Origin of the sequence: Methyloversatilis sp. (assembly GCF_051861465.1) — a bacterium.
Taxonomy (GTDB): Bacteria; Pseudomonadota; Gammaproteobacteria; order Burkholderiales; family Rhodocyclaceae; genus Methyloversatilis.
Genome location: NZ_JBHYCQ010000003.1, coordinates 315,862 through 338,008, shown reverse-complemented (window position 1 = coordinate 338,008; position 22,147 = coordinate 315,862). Strand labels below are relative to the sequence as shown.

The following is a 22,147-nucleotide window of genomic DNA, read 5'->3' as shown; positions in this document are numbered from 1 at the left end:
TGTACCTCCTCACGACAACAATGAATGAATATGCGGATCGACTGGAAAATGCCAGTCGATCCGCATGATATTCGCATGTCATCAAACAGGGAAGGTCTGTTTCAGCCCTCGTCGCCACCGAGCGCGCGGCGCTGACGTTCGACGAATTCGAGCGTCGAGTCGATGCCGCGGAAGCGCAGGATCGTGACGCGCACGGCCGCCTCGACCAGCACGGCCAGATTGCGTCCGGCCGCCACCGGTATGACGACCTTGCGTATCTTCACGCCGAGGATGTCCATCACCTCGTTGTCGAGCGGCATGCGCGTGGCTTCAGGCAGACCGGTCACCTGCTTCTGCAGGTGCACGACCAGCTGCAGCTTCATCTTCCGCCGACAGGCGGTTTCGCCGAACACGGTGCGGATGTTCAGCACGCCCAACCCGCGGACCTCGAGAAAGTCCTTCAGCAGTTCGGGGCAGCGCCCTTCGAGCACGGTCGGTGCGATGCGCGAGATTTCCACGCAGTCGTCGGCAACCAGTCCGTGACCGCGCGAAATCAGTTCGAGCGCAAGCTCGCTCTTGCCGACACCCGAATCACCGGTGATCAGCACACCCATGCCCAGCACATCCATCGATACGCCGTGCAATGTGGTCTGGTCGGCCAGTTCGCGCGCGAGATAGGCGCGCACCTGGTCGATGACCGAGGCGGCGCTGCGTTGCGTGGTGATCAGGGGAATGCCGTGTTCCGCACAGCCGGCGCGGATGGTTGCCGGCGGCTGCGCGCCGTCGGCGACGATGAAGGCCGGCGGATGGGCTTCGAGCAGCGCGCCGACGATGTCCTCGACCTTGCGCGGGCTGACACTTTCGACCCACAGGATTTCCGGCACACCGATGACCTGGATGCGCCGCGTATGAATGGTATTCAGATGGCCCACCAGATCGGCGGGCGACAGACCGATCTGGTCTGCAACGATCAACGTGTTGCCGTCACCGCACTGCCATTGCAGGCGGAGACGGTCGCGGTTGTCCTCAAACAGCCGCGCGACGCTGAGCTTCCGCATGCACCGGTTGCCAGGTGGTGAAAAGGGTGTGGATGGCGGCAGCGTCGACAGCCTGGATCAGCTGCTCGCGGAATGTCTTGTCTGCAAACATCTGTGCCAGCTCGGACAGTATCTGCAGATGCAGTTCGGTCGCCTGTTCGGGCACCAGCAGCACAAAGAGCAGATTGACCGGTCGACCGTCCGGCGCATCGAAGGCGACCGGCGTATCGAGGCGCACAAATCCGCCAATGGCTTCCTTCAGACCCTTGATCCGGCCATGGGGGATTGCAACACCCTGACCGAGACCGGTGGAGCCGAGCTTTTCCCGTGCGAACAGGCTGTCGAACACCTGGCTGCGGGCAATACCCTGATGGTTCTCGAACAGCAGGCCGGCCTGTTCGAACACACGTTTCTTGCTGCTCGCCTCAAGGCCGATGCAGACATTCGAAACGGGCAACAGTTTGGCGATGAGCGTCATGTCAGGGGCTACTCCGAACACGCGGCAGGCGCGATCACCGGATGATCGGGAATCGCGCCGTAAGTTGATTGCACTGCAACAAGACGTAGGATTATACGCTCGTGACAGTTGGCAATCGTGTCATTCTGCCGCTTGGTGCTTGACCGACTCGCGGGTGTGTTCGTTCGATTTTTCCTTGTGTTTGAGCACCTGACGATCAAGTTTGTCCATCAGGTTGTCGAGCGTGGCGTACATGTCTTCACTTTCGGCTTCCACAAAGATGTCGCGGCCACGCACGTGCAGCGTGACTTCCGCCTTCTGTCGCAGCTTTTCGACCGTCAGGATCACGGAAACGCTTGTTACGTGGTCGAAATGGCGGATCACGCGTTCGAGCTTGGACTCGATGTAGTCGCGGATCGGCTGCGTCACTTCAAGATGATGGCCGGTGATGGTGAGGTTCATGCTGCCTCCTGTCGTTGCGGGACGGAATATGCGTGGCGGTCCGGATCGTTCGTCGTGGAACGCGCTAGATCGCCTTGCGCACGCTGACCGGCGGGATGTTGAGCGATTCGCGGTATTTGGCGATGGTGCGCCGCGCAACCACGATGCCCTGCTGACCCAGTATTTCCGCGATGCGTGAGTCCGACAACGGACGTTTGGCATCCTCGGCACCCACCAACTGGCGGATGAGTGCGCGGATTGCGGTGGCTGAGCAGGCCCCGCCGCTTTCGGTGGCCACATGGCTGCCGAAAAAGTATTTCAGTTCGAACAGGCCGCGCGTCGTTGCCATGTACTTCTGCGACGTCACGCGTGAAATGGTCGATTCATGCAGTTCGAGCGTCTCTGCGATCTCGCGCAGCGTGAGCGGCCGCATCGCGACTTCGCCGAATTCGAAGAACTGGCGCTGGCGTTCGACGATCGCCTGCGATACACGCAGGATGGTGTCGAAGCGCTGCTGCACATTCTTGATCAGCCACTTGGCCTCCTGCAGCTGGCCGGACAGGCCGCTGCCGCGCTGACCCTGCAGGATTTCCGCATACAGCCTGTTGATGCGCAAGCGCGGCATGGCATCCGGATTGAGCAGCGCCGTCCATTGGCCGCGTACCTTGCGCACCACCACGTCGGGCACGATGTAACGTGCATCGATCGGCGCGAACTGCGCGCCCGGACGGGGGTTGAGCGAACGGATGAGGCTCTGCGCGGCACGCAGCAGTTCTTCATCGCAGCCCACCGCGCGGCGGATCTTGGCGAAGTCGCGCGCGGCCAGCAGATCGATGTGCTGGTCGATGATGACGCGTGCGAGCGTCGACACTTCGTCGGTCGGCAGGAAATTGAGCTGCATCAGCAGGCATTCGCGCGGGTCGCGCGCCCCCACGCCGGGCGGGTCGAAGTTCTGCAGCTGGCGCAGCGCGATCGACAGGTCGTCGAGGTCGATATCGGCCTCTTCGGGCAGCAGCTCGACCAGTTCATCCAGCCCCTGGTTCAGGTAGCCGTCATCGTCGAGCGCCTCGATCAGCAGGCGGATCAGATAGCGGTCGCGCTCGCTCATCTGCGACAGGGCGAGCTGGCCGCACAGGTGGTCCCTCAGAGATGTGCCTGCCGCCTGCACATCCTGGTAGTCGCCGTCGTCATCGTCGCCGCCGCTGCGCGTACCGTAATTGCCCCCCTCGCCCGACCATTCGTCCATGTCGGCGCTGCCCGTGCCTTCCGGAGCGCGCTCGTCCGCGCTGGCCTGGGTGCTTTCCTGCGGCGCGTCGCGCACCTCGGTGACGCTCTCGGGCGGCGGCTGGAAGCTGGCGGTGGCATCGGGCTCGTCGCGCTCGAGCATCGGATTCTCATCGAGGAAACGTTCGATTTCCTGATTGAATTCGATGGTCGACAGCTGCAATAGCCGGATCGACTGTTGCAGTTGCGGTGTCAGCGCCAGATGCTGGGAAAGTTTGAGTTGCAGCGACTGCTTCATGGTGTGCAAATTTCGGCGGGCTACAGGCGGAAATGCTCGCCCAGATAGACCTTCCTGACACTTTCGTTATACACGATTTCGTCCGGCCGGCCGCTCGCCAGCACCTCGCCTTCGTTGATGATGTAAGCCCGGTCACAGATGCCCAGCGTTTCCCGCACATTGTGATCGGTGATCAGCACGCCGATGCCGCGCTCCTTCAGGAAGCGGATGGTTTTCTGGATGTCGATCACCGCGATCGGGTCAACACCGGCAAATGGCTCGTCGAGCAGGATGAAGCGCGGCGACGTGGCGAGCGCACGGGCGATCTCGACCCGGCGACGCTCGCCGCCGGACAGCGCCACGGCTGCGCTCTTGCGCAAGTGGGCGATGCCAAGCTCGTCCAGCAGCTCCTCGAGCCGCTTCGCGCGCACTCCTGCATCCTTCTCGTTCAGCTCCAGGATGGCGAGGATGTTTTCCTCGACGTCCAGCTTGCGGAACACCGAATTCTCCTGCGGCAGGTACGACAGGCCCTGATGCGCGCGCCGGTGTATCGGCAGGTGCGTCAGCCGCTCGCCATCGAGGTGGATCTCGCCGCCATCGGCGCTCACCAGACCGACGATCATGTAGAAACAGGTCGTCTTGCCGGCACCGTTCGGTCCCAGCAGGCCAATCACTTCGCCGCTGCCAACCTCGAAGGACACATCCTTCACGACCGGGCGCGATTTGTATTTCTTGCGCAGCCGCTCCACCTTGAGCCGGCTGGCACTCCGGTTTTCAGTCATCTTGGTCGGGTTGTTCGCGCAGTACCTTGCGTATGCTATCGGCGGAAAAACCGCGTGATTGAAGAAATCTGGCCTGCCGCGCCCAGGCCTTCGCATCCTGCGGTGCGGCATCGAACCGGCGCGCCCAGACGGCACGCGCGCGGACCGTTTCATCCTGTTCCAGTGCGCCCAGCGCGGCTCCGGCATCCTCTTCCGGCACGCCACGCAGTTTCAGTTCGTGCTGCAGGCGACGCGCGCCGAAGCGGGTTGAACGTGACGACACGAATTGTTCCGCAAAACGCGCATCCGAAACGAGGCCACATTCCTCGAAACGGGTCAGCAGCGCCGCGATGTCGTCCTCGTTGCCGTCCCCGGACAGTTTCCGCACCAGTTCGGCGCGACTGTGATCACGCCGCGCGAGCAGGCGCAGGGCCTTCTCGCGCAGGCTTGCACTCACGCAGCCTCTTCCCGTCCGGCGACCACGACACCCATTTCCGGCATACCGCAGGCCACGCGCACCTTGTTTTCGATCTCGCGTGCCATGACCGGGTTGGCGCGCAGGAACTCGCGCACGTTGTCCTTGCCCTGGCCGATGCGTTCGGTGCCGTAGGAGTACCAGGCACCCGACTTCTCGACGAACTTGTGCAGCACACCCAGTTCGATGATTTCGCCTTCGCGCGAAATGCCCTCGCCGTACAGGATGTCAAATTCGGTCTGCTTGAACGGCGGTGCGACCTTGTTCTTCACCACCTTGACGCGGGTTTCCGAGCCGATCACTTCTTCGCCCTTCTTGATCGCGCCGATACGGCGGATATCGAGGCGGACCGAGGCGTAGAACTTCAGCGCATTGCCGCCCGTTGTGGTTTCCGGATTGCCGAACATGACACCGATCTTCATCCGGATCTGGTTGATGAAGATGACCATCGTGTTGGTGCGCTTGATGCTCGCCGTCAGCTTGCGCAGCGCCTGACTCATCAGGCGGGCCTGCAGGCCGGGCAGCGAATCGCCCATTTCGCCCTCGATTTCGGCCTTCGGCGTCAGCGCGGCGACCGAGTCGATGACGATCACGTCCACACCGCCGGAACGCACCAGCATGTCGACGATTTCCAGTGCCTGCTCGCCGGTGTCCGGCTGGGAAATCAGCAGGTCGCTGACGTTGACGCCGAGCTTGCCGGCGTACTGCACGTCGAGCGCATGTTCCGCATCGATGAAGGCCGCCGTGCCGCCGACCTTCTGCATTTCGGCGATCACCTGCAGCGTCAGCGTGGTCTTGCCGGATGATTCCGGACCGTAGATTTCGACCACCCGCCCGCGCGGCAGACCGCCGATTCCGAGCGCGATGTCCAGTCCGAGCGAACCGGTCGAAACGGCCTGGATGTCGTTCTCGAGCTGGCCGTCGCTCATGCGCATGATCGAGCCCTTGCCGAACTGCTTCTCTATCTGGGCCAGCGCTGCCGCGAGCGCCTTGGCCTTGCTGTCGTCCATGCGGGAATCCTTTCGTTTGCTTTCGGTCGATTATGGCACAGTTCTTGCCACGTTCTTTCAGGTCTGCACTGCCTGCAAAGCCAGCAGCACAGTCAGTGTATGACGTACGGATAGTCGGCGCACGGTTTCGCGATCGCCGTCGAAATGACGCGTTTCGCTGCGCTCGGCACCGCCCTTCACGGCCCAGCCGAAGCACACCGTGCCGACCGGTTTGCCCGATGTCGCCCCACCCGGACCGGCAATGCCGGTCACCGACAGCGCGATCGTTGCCGCCGAGCGGGCCAGCGCGCCGCGCACCATGGCCAGCGCGACCGGTTCGCTAACGGCGCCGTGCGCGGCCAGCAGGTCGACCGGCACATCGAGCAGGCGCTGCTTCGCGCCGTTCGAATAGGTCACGAAACCGCAGTCGAACCAGCCCGAACTGCCGGCGGTGGCGGTCAGCACTTCGGCCACCCAGCCACCGGTGCACGACTCCGCGCTGACGATGACGTGTCCGGACGCGACACATGCAGTGCCCACCGCGACCGACAGCGCATCGAGCTCGTCGTCCATCATGCAAAACGCTCCAGCAGCAGCTTGCCCAGCGCCAGCGCCACCATGGCGAACAGGGCCGCAATCAGGTCGTCCAGCATGACACCGAAGCCATTCTTCATGTGGATATCGACCCAGCGCGCCGGCGGCGGCTTGAATATGTCGAACAGGCGGAACGCGAAGAAGGCCGCAAGCTGCCAAAAGAAGTCGGGCGGCGTCACCCACAGCACCAGCCAGAAGGCGACGATCTCATCCCACACGATGGCGCCGTGGTCGGGCACGCCGAGGTCGCGGCCGGTGCGCTGACAGGCCAGCGAACCGATGATGAAGGCGATCAGCAGGAAAACGCCGAAGGCGGCGTCGGAAAACGACGGCTTGATCAGCAGATACAGCGGCCAGGCCGCCAGCGTGCCCCAGGTGCCGGACGCAAACGGCACCAGACCACTGCCGAAGCCGCAGGCCAGCATGTGGGCCGGATGGGCCAGAAAACCGAAGCCGGGCGGAACGGAAGTCTTGATCATCGCTTCAGGAAAAGTGGTCGTAGCCGCGGTGCGCGATCGGCAGTTCGCACCCCTGCGCGTCGATCAGGCTGACATCGCCGGCGCGGCCGGCGCACATGGCACCGATACGGTTCAGCGGCAGCGACAGGGATTCGGACAGCTGGCGCAACGCATCGTGCGCGCGGCGCGGCGCGCAGAACAGCACTTCGTAGTCGTCGCCGCCGGCCAGCAAGGCGCGGCGAACGGTCGCCTCATCATCGCAGGCGGCCCGCAGCGCGGGCCAGGGCAAGGCGGCGTCCTCGACCACGGCATGCAGGTCGCTGGCCGCAGCCACGTGACCCAGATCGGCCAGCAGTCCATCGGACACGTCGATGGCCGCACTCGCAACGCCCGGCAGGGCGCAGCCCAGGGCCACCCGGGGCAGCGGCTTTTCCAGCGCAGCAATGTAATCGTCGCGACACGCGTCCTTCAAACGCAGGCGGCCGAGTACGTCGGCCAGCCCCAGCGCAGCCCGACCCGGCTGGCCGGACACCCAGATGTCGTCGCCGTCCTGCGCTCCGCTGCGGCGCAGCGCCTTGCCGGCCGCCACTTCGCCGAATGCCGTCACGCACAGCGTGAGCGGGCCGCGCGTCGTGTCACCACCGATCAGGTCGACACCATATATATAGGCACACTCGAAGAATCCGTCGGACAAGGCGGCCAGCCATGCGTCGTCGACCTGCGGCAGCGACAGGGCGAGTGTGACCCAGCGCGGGGTGGCCCCCATGGCGGCGAGATCGGACAGGTTGACCGCCAGCGTCTTCCAGCCGAGTCGGCGCGGATCGGTATCCGGAAGGAAGTGGGTGCCGCTGACCAGCATGTCGCTGGTGACGGCCAGTTCGCAGCCGGGCGACGGCGCGACCAGCGCACAGTCATCGCCCGGACCGAGCGCATCGCCACGCATCGGCCGGATGAAGTGGCGGCGGATCAGTTCGAATTCCGGGCTCACCGGACTCACTGGAACAGCGACTACCGACGCGGACGGTTGCGTGCCGCCTCGACTTCCACCGCGCGCAGTTGCGGCGCCAGCTTGTCGAGTACGCCATTGATGAACTTGTGGCCATCCGAGCCACCGAAATCCTTCGCCAGTTCGATCGCTTCGTTGATCACGACGCGGTAAGGCGTGTCGATCTGGTGCGCCAGCTCGAAGGTCGCCACCAGCAGGATGGCGTGCTCGACCGGCGACAGTTCGCCGACCGGCCGGTCGAGGTGACTGCCGAACTGGACGCGCAGTGCGTCGGCCTTGTCGTGCGCGCCATTGAGCAGCGCGCGGAATAATTTGCGGTCGACCTTCGTGAAGCCGTCGTCTTCGCTCAGGTGCGCGTCGATCGCCGGCAGGTCGTTGCCGGACAGCAACCACTGGTAAATGCCCTGTACCGCGAATTCACGGGCCAGACGGCGACCCGATTTGCGCGGTGCGTCGGCGGTCTTGATGTCGCCGGTGTCGGAGGTGTTGTCCATGGATCAGTCTGTCAGTGTGGCGATGAGGCGGGCCATTTCGACCGCGGCGCGGGCGCAGTCGGCGCCCTTTTCGTGCATGCGGGCAAGCGCCTGGTCATCGTCTTCGGTGGTCAGCACGCCGTTGGCAATCGGCACACCGGTCTTGAGCTGCACGTCGGACACGCCGCGCGCCATTTCGTTGGACACGATTTCGAAGTGGTAGGTCTCGCCGCGGATGACTGCGCCGAGCGCGACCAGCGCGTCGTACTTGCCGGACAGCGCAAGCCTTTGAAGTACCAGCGGAAGTTCCAGCGCGCCCGGCACGCTCACGATCAGCGTGTCGGCCGGCGCCACGCCCAGCGTGCGCAGTTCGGCGCAGCAGGCCGACAGCAGACCGCCGCCGATGTCCGGGTTGAAGCGGGCCATCGCAATGGCGACGCGCAGGCCCTTGCCGTCGAGGTTTTCGGCGATTTCGGGGATGTCATTGAAGCGCGGCATGGAAGTTCTCGCTTGTTCGGTCAGTCAGTCAGGTAGCCGGCCAGCTCGAGGTCGAAGCCGGCCATGCTCGGAATCTTGCGCGGATTGGCCAGCAGCCGCATCTTGCGCACGTTCAGCGAGCGCAGGATCTGCGCACCGACACCGAAGGTCCGGGCGTCCCAGCGCGCGGCCGGCGCAGCGCCCGGATCATCGAGCAATCGGCGCAGATCGGCGTCGGTTTCGGTCCGGCGCAACATGACGATCACACCGCAACCCGCATCGTTGATGATCTGCATCGAGCGGTCGATGCTGAAACTGTGGCGCGGGCTGTCGCCGTCGAGGAAATCGAGCACCGAAATCGGCTCATGCACGCGCACCAGCGTTTCCGCGTCGGGATCGATGTCGCCCTTGACCATGGCGAGATGGATTTCGCCGGTCGTCATGTCCTCGAAGCCGTGCAGCATGAAGCGTCCATAGGCGCCACTGACCTCGCGCCGCGACACTTCGCGCACCAGCGCCTCGGTGGCGGCGCGCCACGCGATCAGATCGCGGATGGCGCCGATCTTCAGGCCATGCTCCCTGGCGAATTCGATCAGGTCGGGCAGACGCGCCATCGTGCCGTCGTCCTTCAGGATTTCGCAGATCACGGCTGCCGGCTCCAGTCCGGCAAGATGGGCCAGATCGCAGCCGGCCTCGGTGTGGCCGGCGCGGATCAGCACGCCGCCCTTCTGCGCGGTCAGCGGGAAGATGTGGCCCGGCATCACGATGTCGTCGGGCTTGGCGTTGCGTGCCACGGCGACCTGGATGGTGCGCGCGCGGTCATGCGCCGAAATGCCGGTGGTCACGCCGGTCGCCGCCTCGATCGACGCGGTGAAGGCGGTGCCGTGCGGGGTGCGGTTGTGGCGCACCATCTGTTCCAGCCCGAGCTGGCGGCAGCGCTCTTCGGTCAGCGTCAGGCAGACCAGGCCGCGACAGTGCTTGACCATGAAATTGATCGCTTCCGGAGTGACGAATTCGGCCGCCAGCACCACGTCGCCCTCGTTTTCGCGATCTTCCTCATCGACCAGGATGACCATGCGGCCGGCCTTGATGTCGGCGATGATGTCCTGCACCGGTGCCAGTGCGCTCATGCGTGGTCCCCCGCAACCATCATGCGCTCCGCGTAGCGGGCGATCAGGTCGATTTCCAGATTGACGCGGCTGCCGGCGGCAAGCGCGCGCAAGGTCGTCACGGCGACGGTGTGCGGAATCAGGTTGATCGAAAACTCGCAGCCCTCGTCGACATCCGTGACGCGATTGACCGTCAGGCTGACGCCCTGCACCGTGATCGAGCCCTTGCGCGCGATGTAGCGCGCCAGCGGCCGCTGCGCGACGATGACCAGTTCGTGCGATTCGCCGATCCGGGTGAAGCGGCTCACCACCCCCACGCCATCGACGTGACCGCTGACCAGGTGGCCGCCCAGACGGTCCGACAGGCGCAGCGCCTTTTCCAGATTGACCTCGCCCGGCGCATCCAGTCCGACCGTGCAGGCCAGCGTTTCCTTCGACACGTCGAACAGCGCGTGCCGGCCGTCGATGCCGACCACGGTCAGGCAGACGCCGTTGTTGGCGATGGAATCGCCGACGATGACGTCGTCGAGCCCGAGGCCGTCGGTGTCCACGGTCAGACGGACGCCCTGCTCAAGCGGGGCGATATGGGTGATGCGGCCGATGGCGGCCACGATGCCGGAAAACATGGGGAGAGGACGTGAGCTGCGAAAGAAGACGGATTTTACGCGATCAGCGCGGGCCGCTGGCGGCGATCGCGCGGCCCAGCGTCGACGAGAAGGGACCGGCCGGCACGAAACCGACCACCCGCGTCCCGGCGATCTCCTGTCCCGACCGGTCGAAGAACAGGATGCCGGGCGGCCCGAACAGTCCGAATCGCTTCAGCAGCGCCTGGTGTTCGGCGGAATTGGCGGTCACATCCGCCTTCAGCAGCGTCATGCCGGCCATCTGCGCCGCAACCTGCGGATCGCTGAAGGTGAAACGCTCCATCTCCTTGCAGCTGACGCACCAGTCGGCGTAGAAATCGAGCATGACCGGCGCCGTGGCCGCAGCCAGACGGGCATCCAGTTCGGCCGCGCTGCCGACCGGCTGGAAGGCGGGTGCCGCGGACGCCGCGGTCGCACCACCACGCAGCACGGCCAGCGGCTGCAGCACGTCGCGCGAACCGGCCGCCGCGCCGATCAGCAGGCTGGCACCGGCCAGCAGCGCGATCACACCGACGCCCTTCCACAGCTTGTGCCAGCCGCTGGCATGGGCCGGCAGCGGGTCGAGTGCGTGCAGATAGATGCTGGAGGCGATCAGCAGCGCCGCCCATGCCAGCATGGTCACCAGGCCAGGCAGTACCGGCGAGGCGATCCAGATGGCGGTGGCCAGCAGCAGCACGCCGAAGAAGCGCTTCACGCCTTCCATCCACGGCCCGGTGTGCGGCAGCAGCGACCGCGACGCCACACCGACCGCGATCAGCGGTACGCCCATGCCGAGCGCCATGGCGAACAGCGCCAGCCCCCCGAGCACGGCGTCGCCGCTCTGCGCGATGTACAGCAGCGCGCCGGCCAGCGGTGCCGCCACGCAGGGGCCGACGATCAGTGCAGACGCCGCGCCCATCAGTAGCAGTCCGCCGATCGAGCCGCGCTGGTGGTTGGCTGTGTCGGAAAGGCGCGACTGCAGCGCCGTCGGCAACTGCAGCTCGTAGAAGCCGAACATCGACAGCGACAGCGCGACGAATACCAGCGCAAAGCCGCCCAGCACCCAAGCGTTCTGCAGCGCAGCCGACAGCAGGGTGCCGGACAGGCCCGCCGCCACACCGGCCAGCGCATAGGTCGCGGCCATGCCCAGCACGTAGGCCGCCGACAGCGCAAAGGCGCGGCTGCGCGAAATGTGCGCGCCGTGGCCGACGATGATGCCGGACAGGATGGGCACCATGGGCAGCACGCAGGGCGTGAAGCTCAGCAGCAGCCCGAAACTGAGGAAGCTCACCGCAATCAGCCACAGATTGCCGCTGCGCATCAGGCCGGCGACCATCGACGACTCGTCGCCCGCCGGTGCGACGGACGGAAGGGGCGGTGGCGCCAGCGCAGGCGCGGCCGGTTCAGCCGCCGGCTCGCTGCGCCCGCCCAGCCCGCGCAGGCGGTCGAGCACCGACGCACCAGCCGCCTCGTCGAACCCGGCCGCATTCACCCGCACCCCCGGGTTGGCCGGATTCAGCACCAGTGTCTGTTCGGACGGCGGATAGCAGATGCCGGCGTCGGCGCAGCCCTGCGAACGCACGGTCAGCCTGATCGGCGTGTCCGCCGTGGAGCCGAGCGGCAGCCGGATCGGCAGTACGCCGCGGTGCACCTCGACGTCGCCGAAGATTTCGTCCTTCTTCATCTTGCCGGGCGGGATGTCGGCCGGTCCGAGCGCCGCCTGCTCAGCCGCAAAGCCCAGCTTGTCGCGATACAGGTAGTAGCCGTCGGCGATGTCGAAGCGCACTTCGACCGTCGTTGCATCGACCACCGTGGCCGACAGCCGGAACGCCTGCTCGAGCGGCAGCAGCGCGGGTTCGGCCCGCACGAAAGCACTGATGGACAAGGTCAGCGCGAGGCAAAGCATGCGAAACAAACGGGGCAGCATCGGGATCATCGGTGGCGCCTCAAGGGCGGACGGAACATCGGTGGGGAAAACATGCATCAGGCACTCGGCGCAGCGGGTCGCGTGCACTCATCGACCCAGCTCAGGTATTCATCCAGCCCGCGCTCGACCGGCACGGCAACGATTTCGGGCAGTTCGTAAGGATGGGCGGCGCGCAATGCAGCCGCCAGCGCATCGTAGGCGGCTGCGCTCGTCTTGATCGTCAGCGGCACTTCCTGCGCATCCTCGACCCCGCCCTGCCACCGGTAGATGGACCGGACCGGCGCACCGATGCTGACACAGGCGGCCAGCCCGCGCTCCACCAGATCGCGCGCGATGCGCGTGGCCGTGGCTTCGTCGGGCAGCGTGGTCAGCACCAGCAGCATGCGTGCGTCGCTCATTGTCCGGCTGGCGCGGTGGCGCGCCACCAGCGTTCGATCAGCAGGCGCAGCACATGCAGCCGGCCGTGGAAGAAGTGGTCCGCTTCGCCCAGCACGCTGACCGGCAGGTTCTGCGGCGCGGCCCAGGCCAGCACGTGCGCCAGCGGCACGACCTGATCGCGCTCGCCATGGATCACCAGCGCGTCGTCGCGCACCGGACCCGGTGCGTAATGGCGGATGCCCTCGACCGTTCCGGCGGCCAGCCCGACCAGCACCATGCCGGCCACCGGCTCGCCGCGGGCGGCCAGCGCGTCGGCCACCCGGGTCGTCACATAGGCGCCGAAGGAAAAGCCGGCGACGATGACTGGCAGCGTGCCGAAGCGCGCCCGTGCATGGTCGATCACCGCCAGCTGGTCATCGGTTTCGCCGCGCCCCTCGTCATGCGTGCCCGCGGTCCTGCCGACGCCGCGGAACTGCGCGCGCAGCGCGACGCACCCCAGTTCGCGCAGGGCGCGCGCCACCGTCAGCACCACCTTGTTGTCCATCGTGCCGCCGTACAGCGGATGCGGATGACCGACCAGCGCAATCGCACGCGGCGCGCCGTCCGGCAGTTCGGTCAGCGTTTCGATGGCGCCGACCGGGCCGGCAATCACGCTGCGTTCGGACTGTATGCGTGCGTTCATCAGACTTTCAGCCGCTCGACCACGCGGTCATTGACCAGATGTTCTTCGATGATCTCGTCGATGTCTTCCTGATCGACATAGGTGTACCAGACCGCTTCCGGGTAGATGACCATGACCGGTCCTTCGCTGCAGCGGTCGAGGCAGCCCGCCATGTTGACGCGTGCCTTGCCTTCGCCCGACAGGCCGAGCGCCTTGACGCGCTTCTTGGCGTAGTCGCGCAGCCCGGCCGCGCCCAGGCTGTTGCAGCACTGCTCACCTTCGGACCGCTGGTTGCAGCAGAAAAACACATGGTGCTTGAAGTGGCTCATCGGCCGGCCTCCGGATAGGTAAGGAGTCGTATGTGAACGGTCGTCAGACCATGATTATCGGTGATCGTGGGCGGCGTGTCGGCTGCGCCCTTCGCGTGCCTGCAGCGCCATCAGGTACGGCAGGGCGAAATACGGCCACAGCGCCGACGCCAGCCGCGTCAGGCCGCTGAAGTTGAAGAAGTGGCCAGCCCGCCAGGCATCCGACACCGCCGACGGGTAAGGGTTGTCCGGCGCGAGATTCACCAGCGCGACACCGGCCAGCAGTGCCAGCGCGGCCAGCGCGAAACGCAGCGCGGCCGGGAGCCAGAGCACGAGGCCCAGAGCCAGTGCCCCGGCCACGAGACCGACCAGCGCGCCGGGCGTGGCCCACAGCCAGGCGCCGCCGGGTACCAGCACCGCACCCGACCCCGCCTTGACGGCCAGCGCGATGACGAAGCCGCTGGCCAGCAGCCACAGGCTGCGCGCGCGCATGCTGTGCCAGCCGATCACGCCGACGCCCACCATGGCGCAGACGCAGGCGCCGATCTCGACCGCGCGGTAGCGGCGTTCGGTGAAATCGACCGGCGGCGGCAGACCGAGCAGGTCACGCAGGTCACCCAGTCCGAACAGCGGCGTGTCCGGATCGATCTGCGCCACCCACCACAGACACAGCAGCACCAGCGCGATGTCGCCGGTGTGGCCGCGCACGATGCGCCGGGTGCGCCAGCGGGCCAGCGCGCCGCCCTCGTTGAGCACACCGCCCCAGCGCCAGCCGATCAGTGCGCCGATCGCGGCCCCGAGCAGGTTCGACAGCACGTCCAGATTCGACGGCACGCGGCTCGGCAGGTAGTGCTGCAGCATTTCCAGGCTGATCGACAGCCCGGTCGCCAGCACGATCGCCAGCAGCAGCGCCGGCGTGCGCCGCAACCCGGGCGCCGCAGCCGGCACCAGCAGGAAGCCGAGCGGCAGGTATCCCAGCGCATTGGCAACCACGTCGAAGCGCGTCCAGTAGCGCGGCCACGGCGCTGTCAGGAAATCGAGCAGCTGGTCGCCGGCATCGCGGAACTCGCCGAGCGGGTGCAGGCTGGCGTAGGCGATCAGCAGCGCCCACGCGATGGCAAGGTGGCGCGCCAGCTGGGTGGTGTGCGGGCCGGATCGGGTCATGCCAGCAGCGCGGCCAAGGCGACGTAGCGCGCGCCCTTGCCCAGCCCCATCATCAGCGCGCTGCGCCAGGGCGGCAGTCGCAGCCAGCCGGCTGCGACGCACAGCGCATCGCCGACGAACGGCGTCCACGACAGCAGCAGCACCGGCGTGCCGTGCCGGCGCACGAATTCGAGCCGTTCCGGCAGCGCCCGCCCCGGAATCAGCCGTCCCATCCAGTAACTCGCCATGCCGCCGGCCGTATTGCCCAGCGTAGCGAGCAGCACGGCGGCAACACGCTGTTCCGGATGTGCCGTGACGACCGCCATGAACATCGGCTCGGAGCCGACCGGCAATATCGTTGCCGCGAGGAAGCTGGCGATGAACAGGCCGCCCAGGCTGGCTTCGGCGCCGGGCATCCAGTCCATCATGGCGATGCGGCGCGCACGCACGGCATTTGCCGGCAGAGCGCGCGCGCTGCTAGGCTTGCGCCCCTGTGCGCCGGCCATTCCCGCGACGGCGCGCGCAAGGCTGTATCCCCATCATGCACATCGACTACCTCGAAAAGATCCTGAACGCGCAAGTGTACGACGTGGCGATCGAAACGCCGCTCGACCTCGCCCCGAACCTGTCGCGGCGCATCGGCAACACCGTGCTGTTCAAGCGCGAAGACATGCAGCCGGTGTTCTCGTTCAAGCTGCGCGGCGCCTACAACAAGCTGGCCAACATGTCGCCCGAAGCGCGCGCGCGCGGCGTCATCTGCGCCTCGGCCGGCAATCACGCGCAGGGCGTGGCGCTGTCGGCGGCGAAGCTGGGCTGCCGTGCGGTCATCGTCATGCCGACGACGACACCGCGCATCAAGGTCGATGCGGTCGCGGCACGCGGCGGCGAGGTGGTGCTGGCGGGCGAATCCTACGACGAAGCCTACGCCCATGCGCGCACGCTCGAAGCGGAACAGGGCCTGACCTTCGTGCACCCCTTCGACGATCCGGACGTGATCGCCGGTCAGGGCACGATAGGCGTCGAAATCCTGCGTCAGCATCCGAAACCGATCGACGCGGTGTTCTGCTGCGTGGGCGGCGGCGGACTGGTGGCCGGCGTCGCGGCCTACATCAAGCGCCTGCGGCCGAACACCCGCATCATCGGCGTCGAGGCGTCGGACGCCGACGCGATGGCGCAGTCGCTGGCGGCCGGCCGGCGCATCCAGCTCGACAGCGTCGGGCTGTTCGCCGACGGTGCGGCGGTCAAGCTGGTCGGTGAGGAAACCTTCCGGCTGGCGCAACAGTACGTCGATGAAATGGTGCTGGTCGATACCGACGCCATCTGCGCGGCGATCAAGGACGTGTTCGAGGACACGCGCTCGATTCTCGAACCGGCCGGTGCGCTCGCGGTGGCCGGCGCCAAGGCCTGGGCGGCGAAGAACAACGTGAAGGGCGCGACGCTGGTGGCGATCGCCTCCGGCGCCAACATGAACTTCGACCGTCTGCGCTTCGTCGCCGAGCGCGCCGAAATCGGCGAGTCGCGCGAAGCGGTGCTGGCGGTCACGCTGCCGGAGCGGCCCGGTGCGTACCGCGAACTGGTGGCGCTGTTCGGGCGGCGCAACATCACCGAACTGAACTACCGCTACAAGGACGCAAAGGAGGCGCACGCCTTCGTCGGCGTGCAGGTATCGGGGCGCGACGAGGCGGCCGAGCTGGTGCGCCATCTGGTGGCGAACGGCTATCCCGCGCTCGATCTGACCGACGACGAACTGGCCAAGCTGCACGTCCGCTACATGGTCGGCGGGCGCAGTCCGGAAGCCGGCCAGGAACAGGTGTACCGCTTCGAATTTCCGGAACGTCCGGGCGCGCTGATGAAATTCCTCGAAGCGATGAGCCGCGACTGGAACATCAGCCTGTTCCATTACCGCAATCACGGCGCCGACTATGGCCGCGTGCTGGTCGGCATGCAGGTACCGGCGAGCGATCGGGCCGCATTGCAGACCTTCCTCGACGCGCTCGGCTACGCCTACCGCGACGAAACCGACAACCCGGCCTACAGGCTGTTCCTCGGATGAACTTGTCGCTGATCGCAGGGCTGGCGGCGCTGGCGTTCGGTGCAATGACGAGTGCCGCCGCCCTGGCCGGCCCGCTCGCCTACATCACGAACCAGGGCTCGCACGACGTCAGCGTGGTCGACCTCGACACCTCGCGCGTGATCGCCGCGCTGCCCGCCGGCAAGTCACCGGCCGGCGTGTGGGTGAGCGAGGCGGCGGGCAAGGCCTTCATCAGCAGCCCGGACAGTGCGAGCATCACCGTCATCGATCTGGCAACGCGTCAGGTCACCGGCAGCATCCCGGCCGGCAAAAGCCCGGTCGGCATCACGGTGACGCCGGACGGCCGACGACTGCTGGTGGCGGACTGGTTTTCGCACCGCGTGCTGGTGTTCGACGCCGCCACACACGCCGCGCTGGGCGAAATCGCGGTCGGCAATGCGCCGGCCGGACTGGTCGCCTCGCCTGACAGCCGTACGGTCTGGGTGGCCAACCGGGACGACAACGCGGTCGGCGTGCTCGACCTCGCGCAGATGAAGCAGGTGGCGACGCTGCCGGTCGGCAACCATCCATTCGCGCTGGAACTGTCGGCGGACGGGCGCACGCTGTACGCGCTGAATGTGTGGAGCAATGACGTATCGGTGGTGGACATCGCGCAGCAGCGCACCGTGGCGACGCTGCCGGTCGGCAAGGGGCCGTACGGCATCGCGTTTTCGGACGACGGCGCGCGCGCCTATGTGACCAATCAGCAGGGCGACAGCGTATCGGTCATCGACACCGCACAACGTCAGGTCATCGCGACCTGGCCTTCGGTCGTTTATCCCGAGGGCGTCGCGGTGACCGGCAATACACTGCTGGTCGTCAGCTGGATGGACGATCTGGTCGGCGTGTTCGACGCGCAGACCGGTGCGGCGCGCGGCACCATCGAGCTGGGCCGCAACCCGCGCGGCTTCGGCCGTTTCATTCACCGCTCGCCGCCCGCGCCTTGATCGCTGCGCCGCCTGCGGCTATCGTCGCGCCCTTTGCAACAACCGTTTTTGACAACCGAGGAGACACCATGCGCGCAGTTTCGGCGTTCATCATTATGTTGGCTGCATCCCTTGCCGCCACCTTTGCACACGCCCACGGACCGACGCGCCAGAAGGCGTTCGAGTCGATCACGATCAAGGCCAGCCCGGAAGCCGTATGGGACAAGGTCGGCGACTTCACGAAGTTGCATGGCTGGCATCCGGCGGTCGAAAGCAGCACCGCCACCAATCGCAGCGAAGTCGGTTCGGTCCGCACATTGAATCTCAAGGGCGGCGGTCAGGTCATCGAAACGCTGGAGTCCATCGATCCGGCTGCAAAGAAGTTTTCCTACCGCGCCAAGGATGGCGGCGCGCTGCCGGTCACCAACTACAGTTCCAACATGACGGTGAAGGCCGGTGAAGGCGGTACCACCGTGGTGGAATGGCGCGGCGCCTTCTACCGCAAGTACATGAACAACGACCCACCGAAGGGCGAGGACGACGAAGCGGCGCTGAACGCCATCACCGGCGTGTACAAAGGCGGCCTGGAAAACCTGAAGGCGGTGCTGGAAAAGTAAGTGATCCGGGTGACAGGAAAGCCGGCGCCTGCGCCGGCTTTTTTTCGTCCGTCGCTCATCGGTAAGGCCCGAAAACCCCGGCTTCGGTGACGATCCAGTCCATCGGGATGTCGTGCGGCTGCGGGTCGAGATCGTCGAGACGTCCATCCTCGATGGCAATGCCGACGGCGCGCGGCGCGGGCGTCAGTGCGGCCAGCGTGCGGTCGAAATGGCCTGCGCCATAACCGAGCCGGAATCCGCGTGCGTCGAAACCGTTGCACGGGATCAGCAACAGTTCGGGCACCACCGGCTCGCCCTGCGCCGGGTACGGAATGCCATAACGGTCACTGGCCATGGGGCTTTCGGGTGTCCAGCGACGGAAGGTCATCGGCTGACCCTTCTCACCCACCACGGGCAGCGCCGCCCAGCGCCCTGCATCGCCGGCCAGCCAGTCGCGCACGACGGCCAGCGCATCGAATTCGCCGCGATACGGCCAGGTGAAACCGATCGAGGCGGGCGCAAGCTGCGCCAGTAAAACCTCAAGATGGCGCGCAATGGCGGCATGCCACGGGGCCAGCGCAGTGGCCGGCATGGCTTCACGCCGGCTGACCAGCGACAGGCGAATTGCGCGCCGTCGGGCGCGATCATCGGGAACATTCACGTGCGGGCGGTATCATGAGTATCAGCAAGCGAAAACGATAGCAGATGCCCATGCACTTTCACCCCGGCGCGCACATCCGGCGCGCTTTTCGCCCCCTCATGTTGGCGCTCGTGTTGTTCGCGCCTGCAGCGCAGGCCAATGGTGACGCCGCCTTCATCGCTGCGCGCGATGCATTTTCCGCCGGCAACCGGCAGGCGTTCGAACGCCACGCCGCCGGAATGCAGTCGCACGTTCTGGCGTCGTATATCGACTATTACCGGCTGCGCCTCGATCTCGACCGCGCCTCGCCCGACCGCGTCGCCGCCTTCCTCGAACAGCACGCCGGTACGCTCGTCGCACAGCGCCTGCGTTCGGACTGGCTGCGCCAGCTGGCGAAAGCCGAACAGTGGAGCGACTATCGTGCCGAGTACGCGCTGCTGCCGCAAAGCTCGCCGACACCCGAAGCCGATCTGCGCTGTCACGCGCTGCGCGCCCGGCTCGACGCCGCCGAACAGGCCGCGCTCGCCGACGCCAAGCTGCTGTGGGCGACGATGGACGAGCCGCCCTCGGCCTGCCTGCCCGTCTTTGCCGCGCTGTTCGACGCAGGCCGCCTGACGGAAGATGAGGTGTGGCTGCGCGCGCGCCGTCACATGGAAGTGCGCCGCCCCGGTCAGGCGCGCAGCACGCTTGCCTTGCTGCCGGCCGCCGCTCAGCCGCCGGCCAGCGCGCTGGACGACATCGTCAGCAACCCGACGCGCTGGCTCGATCGCCAGCCCGCCAATTTCTCGATCACCCGGCGCGGCCGCGAACTGGCGCTGATGGCCATCGCACGCCGTGCGCGCAGCGACGTGCGCGGCGCGGAACGGAGTCTGGAAGTCATTGCCGCCCGTTTCAGCGCCGAGGAGCGCGGATACGCCTTCGAACAGCTCGGCTGGCAGGGCGCGCAGCAGCACGATACGCGCGCGGTGCAGTGGTGCCGGTCGGCCGATGATGCGCTGCAGGGCGAAGAAGCCCTGGCCTGGTGCGCGCGCGCCGCACTGCGCGCGACGAACTGGAAGCTGCTGCGCGACATCATCGGCCGCATGCCGCAGTCGCTGGCCGAAAAGCCCGAGTGGATCTACTGGGACGGCCGGGCGCGCAGTGCGACCGGACACGTCGATCAGGCACACGCCGCGTGGCGGCGCATTGCCGGCGAGCCGCACTTCTATGGCCTGCTGGCGGCCGAGGAGCTGGACCAGCCTCACCGCCTGCCGCCGCAGGCCACCGCCCCGTCTGTCGATGAGATCCGTCGTGCCGAGGCAACGCCGGCGATCGCGCGCGCGCTCAAGCTGTTCGAGCTCGACCTGCGCACCGAGGCGGTACGCGAATGGAACTGGGCCATCCGCGATGCCGATGACCGCGCCCTGCTCACCGCGGCGCACGTCGCGCTGCGCCACAAGTTGTGGGACCGCGCCATCAACAGCGCCGACCGCACGACGCTGGAGCACGACTACTCGTTGCGCTATCTGTCACCGATGCGCAGCGATGTCGAACCGCATGTACGCGCCCGCTCGCTCGATCTGAGCTGGGTGTACGGGCTGATGCGGCAGGAAAGCCGCTTCATCACGCGCGCGAAATCTTCGGCGGGCGCGCAGGGCCTGATGCAGGTGATGCCGGCAACCGGGCAGTGGGTGGCGAAGAAGATCGGGCTGAACGGCTACAAGCCTTCCCAGATCGCCGACCCGGACACGAACCTGCTGCTCGGCACCAGCTACATGCGCCTGGTGCTGGACAGCCTGGACGATCACCCGGTGCTCGCCAGCGCCGGCTACAACGCCGGGCCCGGACGAGCCAAGAAGTGGCGTGCCGCCAGGCCGCTCGAAGGCGCGATCTACGCGGAAACCATCCCTTTCAACGAAACGCGCGACTACGTGAAGAAAGTGATGGCCAACGCAGTGCTGTACAGCCTGGTGTTCGGGCTGCCGGACAGCCCCGGACTGAAGCAACGCCTCGGCACCATACAACCCGGTCCGGGGGCGCTGCCGGATGATCCGATCTAGGCGTCCGCCGGCATCGGATCGCACCCCGGGATCGGCGGGCCGACGCCTTGATCCCGGTCACGCATCCCCCGGCGGCGACGCTGGTAGCATGATCGCCGTTGTTCAACCAGAGTGATTTCGATGTCCCTTTCCACAGTTCTCCTGATCGGCGGCAGCGGCTTCATCGGCAGCCACGTCGCCCGCCTGCTTGCAGAGCGCACGATCCGCGTCGTCGTGCCGACGCGCCGGCGCGACCGCGCGAAGCATCTCATCCTGTTGCCGACGGTCGATGTGGTCGAAGCCGACGTGAACGATGCCGCCACGCTGAGCCGGCTGATGCAGGACGTCGATGCCGTGGTGAATCTGGTCGGCATCCTGCATTCGCGCAGCGGCAGCCCGTGGGGTGCAGATTTCGACCGCGCGCACGTCGCATTGCCGCGCGCCGTCGCCGTCGCCGCGAAGGCCGCGGGCGTGCCGCGCATGGTGCAGGTCAGCGCACTGGGCGCGGCCGCGGACGCGCCGTCGGAGTACCAGCGTTCGAAGGCCGCCGGTGAAGACGCCGTACGTGCCAGCGGACTCGAATGGACGATATTCAGGCCGTCGCTGGTGTTCGGCGACGGCGAATGCTTCCTGCGCCTGTTCGCCGGGCTGCTGAAGCTGTTTCCGGTGATGCCGCTGGCCGGCGCCGACACGCGCTATCAGCCGGTGGATGTACGCGATGTGGCGCGCTGCATCGTGCATGCGCTCGACAGCGACGACAGCATCGGTCAGGTGTATCCGCTGTGCGGGCCAAAGGTCTACACGATGCGCGAACTGGTGCAGCTGACCGGACGCACCATCGGCCGCGATCCGTGCGTCATCGGCCTGCCGGGGCCGCTGGCATCGCTGCAGGCGCTGGCGCTCGAACTGGCACCGGGCCCGACCTTGATGTCGCGCGACAACCTGCGTTCGATGAGCGTTGACAACGTGTGCGACGCCGGCTGCACGTTGCCGTTCGGCTTCACACCCGCCGCACTGGAAAGCGAGATTAGCCGCTGCCTCGCCGACTTCACGCCGACTGACCGCTTTGAGCGCGCGCGTTCGAAGGCAGGCAGATAAG

At 66.6% G+C, this 22,147-nt stretch carries 26 protein-coding genes; 5 read left to right on the top strand and 21 right to left on the bottom strand.

Features of this window, described 5'->3' with window-relative positions; all coding sequences use genetic code 11:
• Window positions 1–101: 101 nt before the first annotated feature.
• From hprK to ACTIFF_RS06215, 20 genes are all read right to left on the bottom strand, one after another.
• The gene (gene hprK, locus ACTIFF_RS06310; RefSeq protein WP_306477275.1) at window positions 102–1,037 is read right to left on the bottom strand and encodes an HPr(Ser) kinase/phosphatase; all 936 of its coding nucleotides are present in this window, start codon (window positions 1,035–1,037) and stop codon (window positions 102–104) included.
• Window positions 1,006–1,494, bottom strand: a complete 489-nt coding sequence (gene ptsN, locus ACTIFF_RS06305; protein WP_439536056.1) for a PTS IIA-like nitrogen regulatory protein PtsN — start codon at window positions 1,492–1,494, stop codon at window positions 1,006–1,008. Before ptsN ends, hprK begins: the two co-directional genes overlap by 32 nt.
• A 120-nt stretch (window positions 1,495–1,614) precedes the next feature.
• Window positions 1,615–1,935, bottom strand: a complete 321-nt coding sequence (gene hpf / locus ACTIFF_RS06300) for a ribosome hibernation-promoting factor, HPF/YfiA family (RefSeq protein ID WP_069038663.1) — start codon at window positions 1,933–1,935, stop codon at window positions 1,615–1,617.
• Between the two features lie 64 nt (window positions 1,936–1,999).
• The gene (locus tag ACTIFF_RS06295; protein ID WP_439536055.1) at window positions 2,000–3,436 is read right to left on the bottom strand and encodes an RNA polymerase factor sigma-54; all 1,437 of its coding nucleotides are present in this window, start codon (window positions 3,434–3,436) and stop codon (window positions 2,000–2,002) included.
• 20 nt (window positions 3,437–3,456) lie between these two features.
• Entirely contained in the window at window positions 3,457–4,197 is a 741-nt protein-coding gene (lptB, locus tag ACTIFF_RS06290; protein WP_439536054.1) for an LPS export ABC transporter ATP-binding protein, read from the bottom strand.
• The gene (gene recX, locus ACTIFF_RS06285) at window positions 4,190–4,633 is read right to left on the bottom strand and encodes a recombination regulator RecX (RefSeq protein ID WP_439536053.1); all 444 of its coding nucleotides are present in this window, start codon (window positions 4,631–4,633) and stop codon (window positions 4,190–4,192) included. Before recX ends, lptB begins: the two co-directional genes overlap by 8 nt.
• A complete protein-coding gene (gene recA / locus ACTIFF_RS06280; protein ID WP_439536052.1) occupies window positions 4,630–5,661 on the bottom strand; it encodes a recombinase RecA in 1,032 nt (343 codons plus the stop codon). The genes recX and recA overlap by 4 nt, the downstream gene beginning before the upstream one ends.
• 57 nt (window positions 5,662–5,718) lie before the next feature.
• Window positions 5,719–6,213 carry a CinA family protein gene (locus ACTIFF_RS06275; RefSeq protein ID WP_439536095.1) on the bottom strand — a complete coding sequence of 165 codons (495 nt, stop codon included), beginning with the start codon at window positions 6,211–6,213 and terminating at the stop codon, window positions 5,719–5,721.
• Window positions 6,213–6,659 (bottom strand): phosphatidylglycerophosphatase A family protein, encoded by a 447-nt coding sequence (locus ACTIFF_RS06270; RefSeq protein WP_439536094.1) that lies wholly within the window; start codon window positions 6,657–6,659, stop codon window positions 6,213–6,215. Before ACTIFF_RS06270 ends, ACTIFF_RS06275 begins: the two co-directional genes overlap by 1 nt.
• Window positions 6,660–6,717: 58 nt before the next feature.
• Entirely contained in the window at window positions 6,718–7,680 is a 963-nt protein-coding gene (gene thiL / locus ACTIFF_RS06265) for a thiamine-phosphate kinase (RefSeq protein ID WP_439536051.1), read from the bottom strand.
• A gap of 20 nt (window positions 7,681–7,700) precedes the next feature.
• The gene (gene nusB / locus ACTIFF_RS06260) at window positions 7,701–8,192 is read right to left on the bottom strand and encodes a transcription antitermination factor NusB (RefSeq protein WP_439536050.1); all 492 of its coding nucleotides are present in this window, start codon (window positions 8,190–8,192) and stop codon (window positions 7,701–7,703) included.
• A 3-nt stretch (window positions 8,193–8,195) separates the two neighbouring features.
• Window positions 8,196–8,669 (bottom strand): 6,7-dimethyl-8-ribityllumazine synthase, encoded by a 474-nt coding sequence (gene ribH / locus ACTIFF_RS06255; RefSeq protein WP_306477283.1) that lies wholly within the window; start codon window positions 8,667–8,669, stop codon window positions 8,196–8,198.
• 20 nt (window positions 8,670–8,689) lie between these two features.
• Window positions 8,690–9,778, bottom strand: coding sequence for a bifunctional 3,4-dihydroxy-2-butanone-4-phosphate synthase/GTP cyclohydrolase II (gene ribBA, locus ACTIFF_RS06250; RefSeq protein ID WP_439536049.1), 1,089 nt, complete (start codon window positions 9,776–9,778; stop codon window positions 8,690–8,692).
• The gene (locus ACTIFF_RS06245; RefSeq protein ID WP_439536048.1) at window positions 9,775–10,383 is read right to left on the bottom strand and encodes a riboflavin synthase; all 609 of its coding nucleotides are present in this window, start codon (window positions 10,381–10,383) and stop codon (window positions 9,775–9,777) included. Before ACTIFF_RS06245 ends, ribBA begins: the two co-directional genes overlap by 4 nt.
• Window positions 10,384–10,426: 43 nt before the next feature.
• Window positions 10,427–12,307: a protein-disulfide reductase DsbD gene (gene dsbD, locus ACTIFF_RS06240; protein ID WP_439536047.1), complete on the bottom strand. Its 1,881-nt coding sequence runs from the start codon at window positions 12,305–12,307 to the stop codon at window positions 10,427–10,429.
• A 56-nt stretch (window positions 12,308–12,363) separates the two neighbouring features.
• The gene (cutA, locus tag ACTIFF_RS06235; protein ID WP_439536046.1) at window positions 12,364–12,705 is read right to left on the bottom strand and encodes a divalent-cation tolerance protein CutA; all 342 of its coding nucleotides are present in this window, start codon (window positions 12,703–12,705) and stop codon (window positions 12,364–12,366) included.
• The gene (locus tag ACTIFF_RS06230; RefSeq protein WP_439536045.1) at window positions 12,702–13,367 is read right to left on the bottom strand and encodes an alpha/beta hydrolase; all 666 of its coding nucleotides are present in this window, start codon (window positions 13,365–13,367) and stop codon (window positions 12,702–12,704) included. The genes cutA and ACTIFF_RS06230 overlap by 4 nt, the downstream gene beginning before the upstream one ends.
• Window positions 13,367–13,675 carry a (2Fe-2S) ferredoxin domain-containing protein gene (locus ACTIFF_RS06225; protein WP_257078960.1) on the bottom strand — a complete coding sequence of 103 codons (309 nt, stop codon included), beginning with the start codon at window positions 13,673–13,675 and terminating at the stop codon, window positions 13,367–13,369. Before ACTIFF_RS06225 ends, ACTIFF_RS06230 begins: the two co-directional genes overlap by 1 nt.
• A gap of 54 nt (window positions 13,676–13,729) precedes the next feature.
• A complete protein-coding gene (locus ACTIFF_RS06220; RefSeq protein ID WP_439536044.1) occupies window positions 13,730–14,818 on the bottom strand; it encodes a VanZ family protein in 1,089 nt (362 codons plus the stop codon).
• Window positions 14,815–15,222 (bottom strand): YqaA family protein, encoded by a 408-nt coding sequence (locus tag ACTIFF_RS06215; RefSeq protein WP_257094510.1) that lies wholly within the window; start codon window positions 15,220–15,222, stop codon window positions 14,815–14,817. The genes ACTIFF_RS06220 and ACTIFF_RS06215 overlap by 4 nt, the downstream gene beginning before the upstream one ends.
• 116 nt (window positions 15,223–15,338) lie before the next feature.
• On the opposite strand from ACTIFF_RS06215, the gene ilvA reads away from it, so the two are divergent.
• The 3 genes from ilvA (at window position 15,339) to ACTIFF_RS06200 (ending at window position 18,411) form a co-directional block, all read left to right on the top strand.
• Window positions 15,339–16,850 carry a threonine ammonia-lyase, biosynthetic gene (ilvA, locus tag ACTIFF_RS06210; RefSeq protein WP_439536043.1) on the top strand — a complete coding sequence of 504 codons (1,512 nt, stop codon included), beginning with the start codon at window positions 15,339–15,341 and terminating at the stop codon, window positions 16,848–16,850.
• The gene (locus ACTIFF_RS06205) at window positions 16,847–17,815 is read left to right on the top strand and encodes a beta-propeller fold lactonase family protein (protein WP_439536042.1); all 969 of its coding nucleotides are present in this window, start codon (window positions 16,847–16,849) and stop codon (window positions 17,813–17,815) included. Before ilvA ends, ACTIFF_RS06205 begins: the two co-directional genes overlap by 4 nt.
• Window positions 17,816–17,883: 68 nt before the next feature.
• Window positions 17,884–18,411, top strand: coding sequence for an SRPBCC family protein (locus ACTIFF_RS06200; RefSeq protein WP_439536041.1), 528 nt, complete (start codon window positions 17,884–17,886; stop codon window positions 18,409–18,411).
• 55 nt (window positions 18,412–18,466) lie between these two features.
• Here the strand turns inward: ACTIFF_RS06200 and ACTIFF_RS06195 are convergent, their stop codons facing one another.
• Entirely contained in the window at window positions 18,467–19,051 is a 585-nt protein-coding gene (locus ACTIFF_RS06195) for a 5-formyltetrahydrofolate cyclo-ligase (protein ID WP_439536040.1), read from the bottom strand.
• 98 nt (window positions 19,052–19,149) lie between these two features.
• On the opposite strand from ACTIFF_RS06195, the gene ACTIFF_RS06190 reads away from it, so the two are divergent.
• Window positions 19,150–21,069, top strand: a complete 1,920-nt coding sequence (locus ACTIFF_RS06190; RefSeq protein ID WP_439536039.1) for a transglycosylase SLT domain-containing protein — start codon at window positions 19,150–19,152, stop codon at window positions 21,067–21,069.
• Window positions 21,070–21,189: 120 nt separating this feature from the next.
• Window positions 21,190–22,146: a complex I NDUFA9 subunit family protein gene (locus tag ACTIFF_RS06185; RefSeq protein WP_439536038.1), complete on the top strand. Its 957-nt coding sequence runs from the start codon at window positions 21,190–21,192 to the stop codon at window positions 22,144–22,146.
• The last annotated feature ends 1 nt before the right edge of the window (window position 22,147 follow it).

Bases quoted from the DNA above. Each gene is read 5' to 3' on its own strand.
- hprK (WP_306477275.1), bottom strand. From the start codon at position 1,037: ATGCGGAAGCTCAGCGTCGCGCGGCTGTTTGAGGACAACCGCGACCGT.
- ptsN (WP_439536056.1), bottom strand. From the start codon at position 1,494: ATGACGCTCATCGCCAAACTGTTGCCCGTTTCGAATGTCTGCATCGGC.
- hpf (WP_069038663.1), bottom strand. From the start codon at position 1,935: ATGAACCTCACCATCACCGGCCATCATCTTGAAGTGACGCAGCCGATC.
- ACTIFF_RS06295 (WP_439536055.1), bottom strand. From the start codon at position 3,436: ATGAAGCAGTCGCTGCAACTCAAACTTTCCCAGCATCTGGCGCTGACA.
- lptB (WP_439536054.1), bottom strand. From the start codon at position 4,197: ATGACTGAAAACCGGAGTGCCAGCCGGCTCAAGGTGGAGCGGCTGCGC.
- recA (WP_439536052.1), bottom strand. From the start codon at position 5,661: ATGGACGACAGCAAGGCCAAGGCGCTCGCGGCAGCGCTGGCCCAGATA.
- ACTIFF_RS06275 (WP_439536095.1), bottom strand. From the start codon at position 6,213: ATGGACGACGAGCTCGATGCGCTGTCGGTCGCGGTGGGCACTGCATGT.
- ACTIFF_RS06270 (WP_439536094.1), bottom strand. From the start codon at position 6,659: ATGCTGGCCTGCGGCTTCGGCAGTGGTCTGGTGCCGTTTGCGTCCGGC.
- nusB (WP_439536050.1), bottom strand. From the start codon at position 8,192: ATGGACAACACCTCCGACACCGGCGACATCAAGACCGCCGACGCACCG.
- ribH (WP_306477283.1), bottom strand. From the start codon at position 8,669: ATGCCGCGCTTCAATGACATCCCCGAAATCGCCGAAAACCTCGACGGC.
- ribBA (WP_439536049.1), bottom strand. From the start codon at position 9,778: ATGAGCGCACTGGCACCGGTGCAGGACATCATCGCCGACATCAAGGCC.
- ACTIFF_RS06245 (WP_439536048.1), bottom strand. From the start codon at position 10,383: ATGTTTTCCGGCATCGTGGCCGCCATCGGCCGCATCACCCATATCGCC.
- dsbD (WP_439536047.1), bottom strand. From the start codon at position 12,307: ATGCTGCCCCGTTTGTTTCGCATGCTTTGCCTCGCGCTGACCTTGTCC.
- cutA (WP_439536046.1), bottom strand. From the start codon at position 12,705: ATGAGCGACGCACGCATGCTGCTGGTGCTGACCACGCTGCCCGACGAA.
- ACTIFF_RS06230 (WP_439536045.1), bottom strand. From the start codon at position 13,367: ATGAACGCACGCATACAGTCCGAACGCAGCGTGATTGCCGGCCCGGTC.
- ACTIFF_RS06225 (WP_257078960.1), bottom strand. From the start codon at position 13,675: ATGAGCCACTTCAAGCACCATGTGTTTTTCTGCTGCAACCAGCGGTCC.
- ACTIFF_RS06220 (WP_439536044.1), bottom strand. From the start codon at position 14,818: ATGACCCGATCCGGCCCGCACACCACCCAGCTGGCGCGCCACCTTGCC.
- ACTIFF_RS06215 (WP_257094510.1), bottom strand. From the start codon at position 15,222: ATGGACTGGATGCCCGGCGCCGAAGCCAGCCTGGGCGGCCTGTTCATC.
- ilvA (WP_439536043.1), top strand. From the start codon at position 15,339: ATGCACATCGACTACCTCGAAAAGATCCTGAACGCGCAAGTGTACGAC.
- ACTIFF_RS06205 (WP_439536042.1), top strand. From the start codon at position 16,847: ATGAACTTGTCGCTGATCGCAGGGCTGGCGGCGCTGGCGTTCGGTGCA.
- ACTIFF_RS06200 (WP_439536041.1), top strand. From the start codon at position 17,884: ATGCGCGCAGTTTCGGCGTTCATCATTATGTTGGCTGCATCCCTTGCC.
- ACTIFF_RS06190 (WP_439536039.1), top strand. From the start codon at position 19,150: ATGTTGGCGCTCGTGTTGTTCGCGCCTGCAGCGCAGGCCAATGGTGAC.
- ACTIFF_RS06185 (WP_439536038.1), top strand. From the start codon at position 21,190: ATGTCCCTTTCCACAGTTCTCCTGATCGGCGGCAGCGGCTTCATCGGC.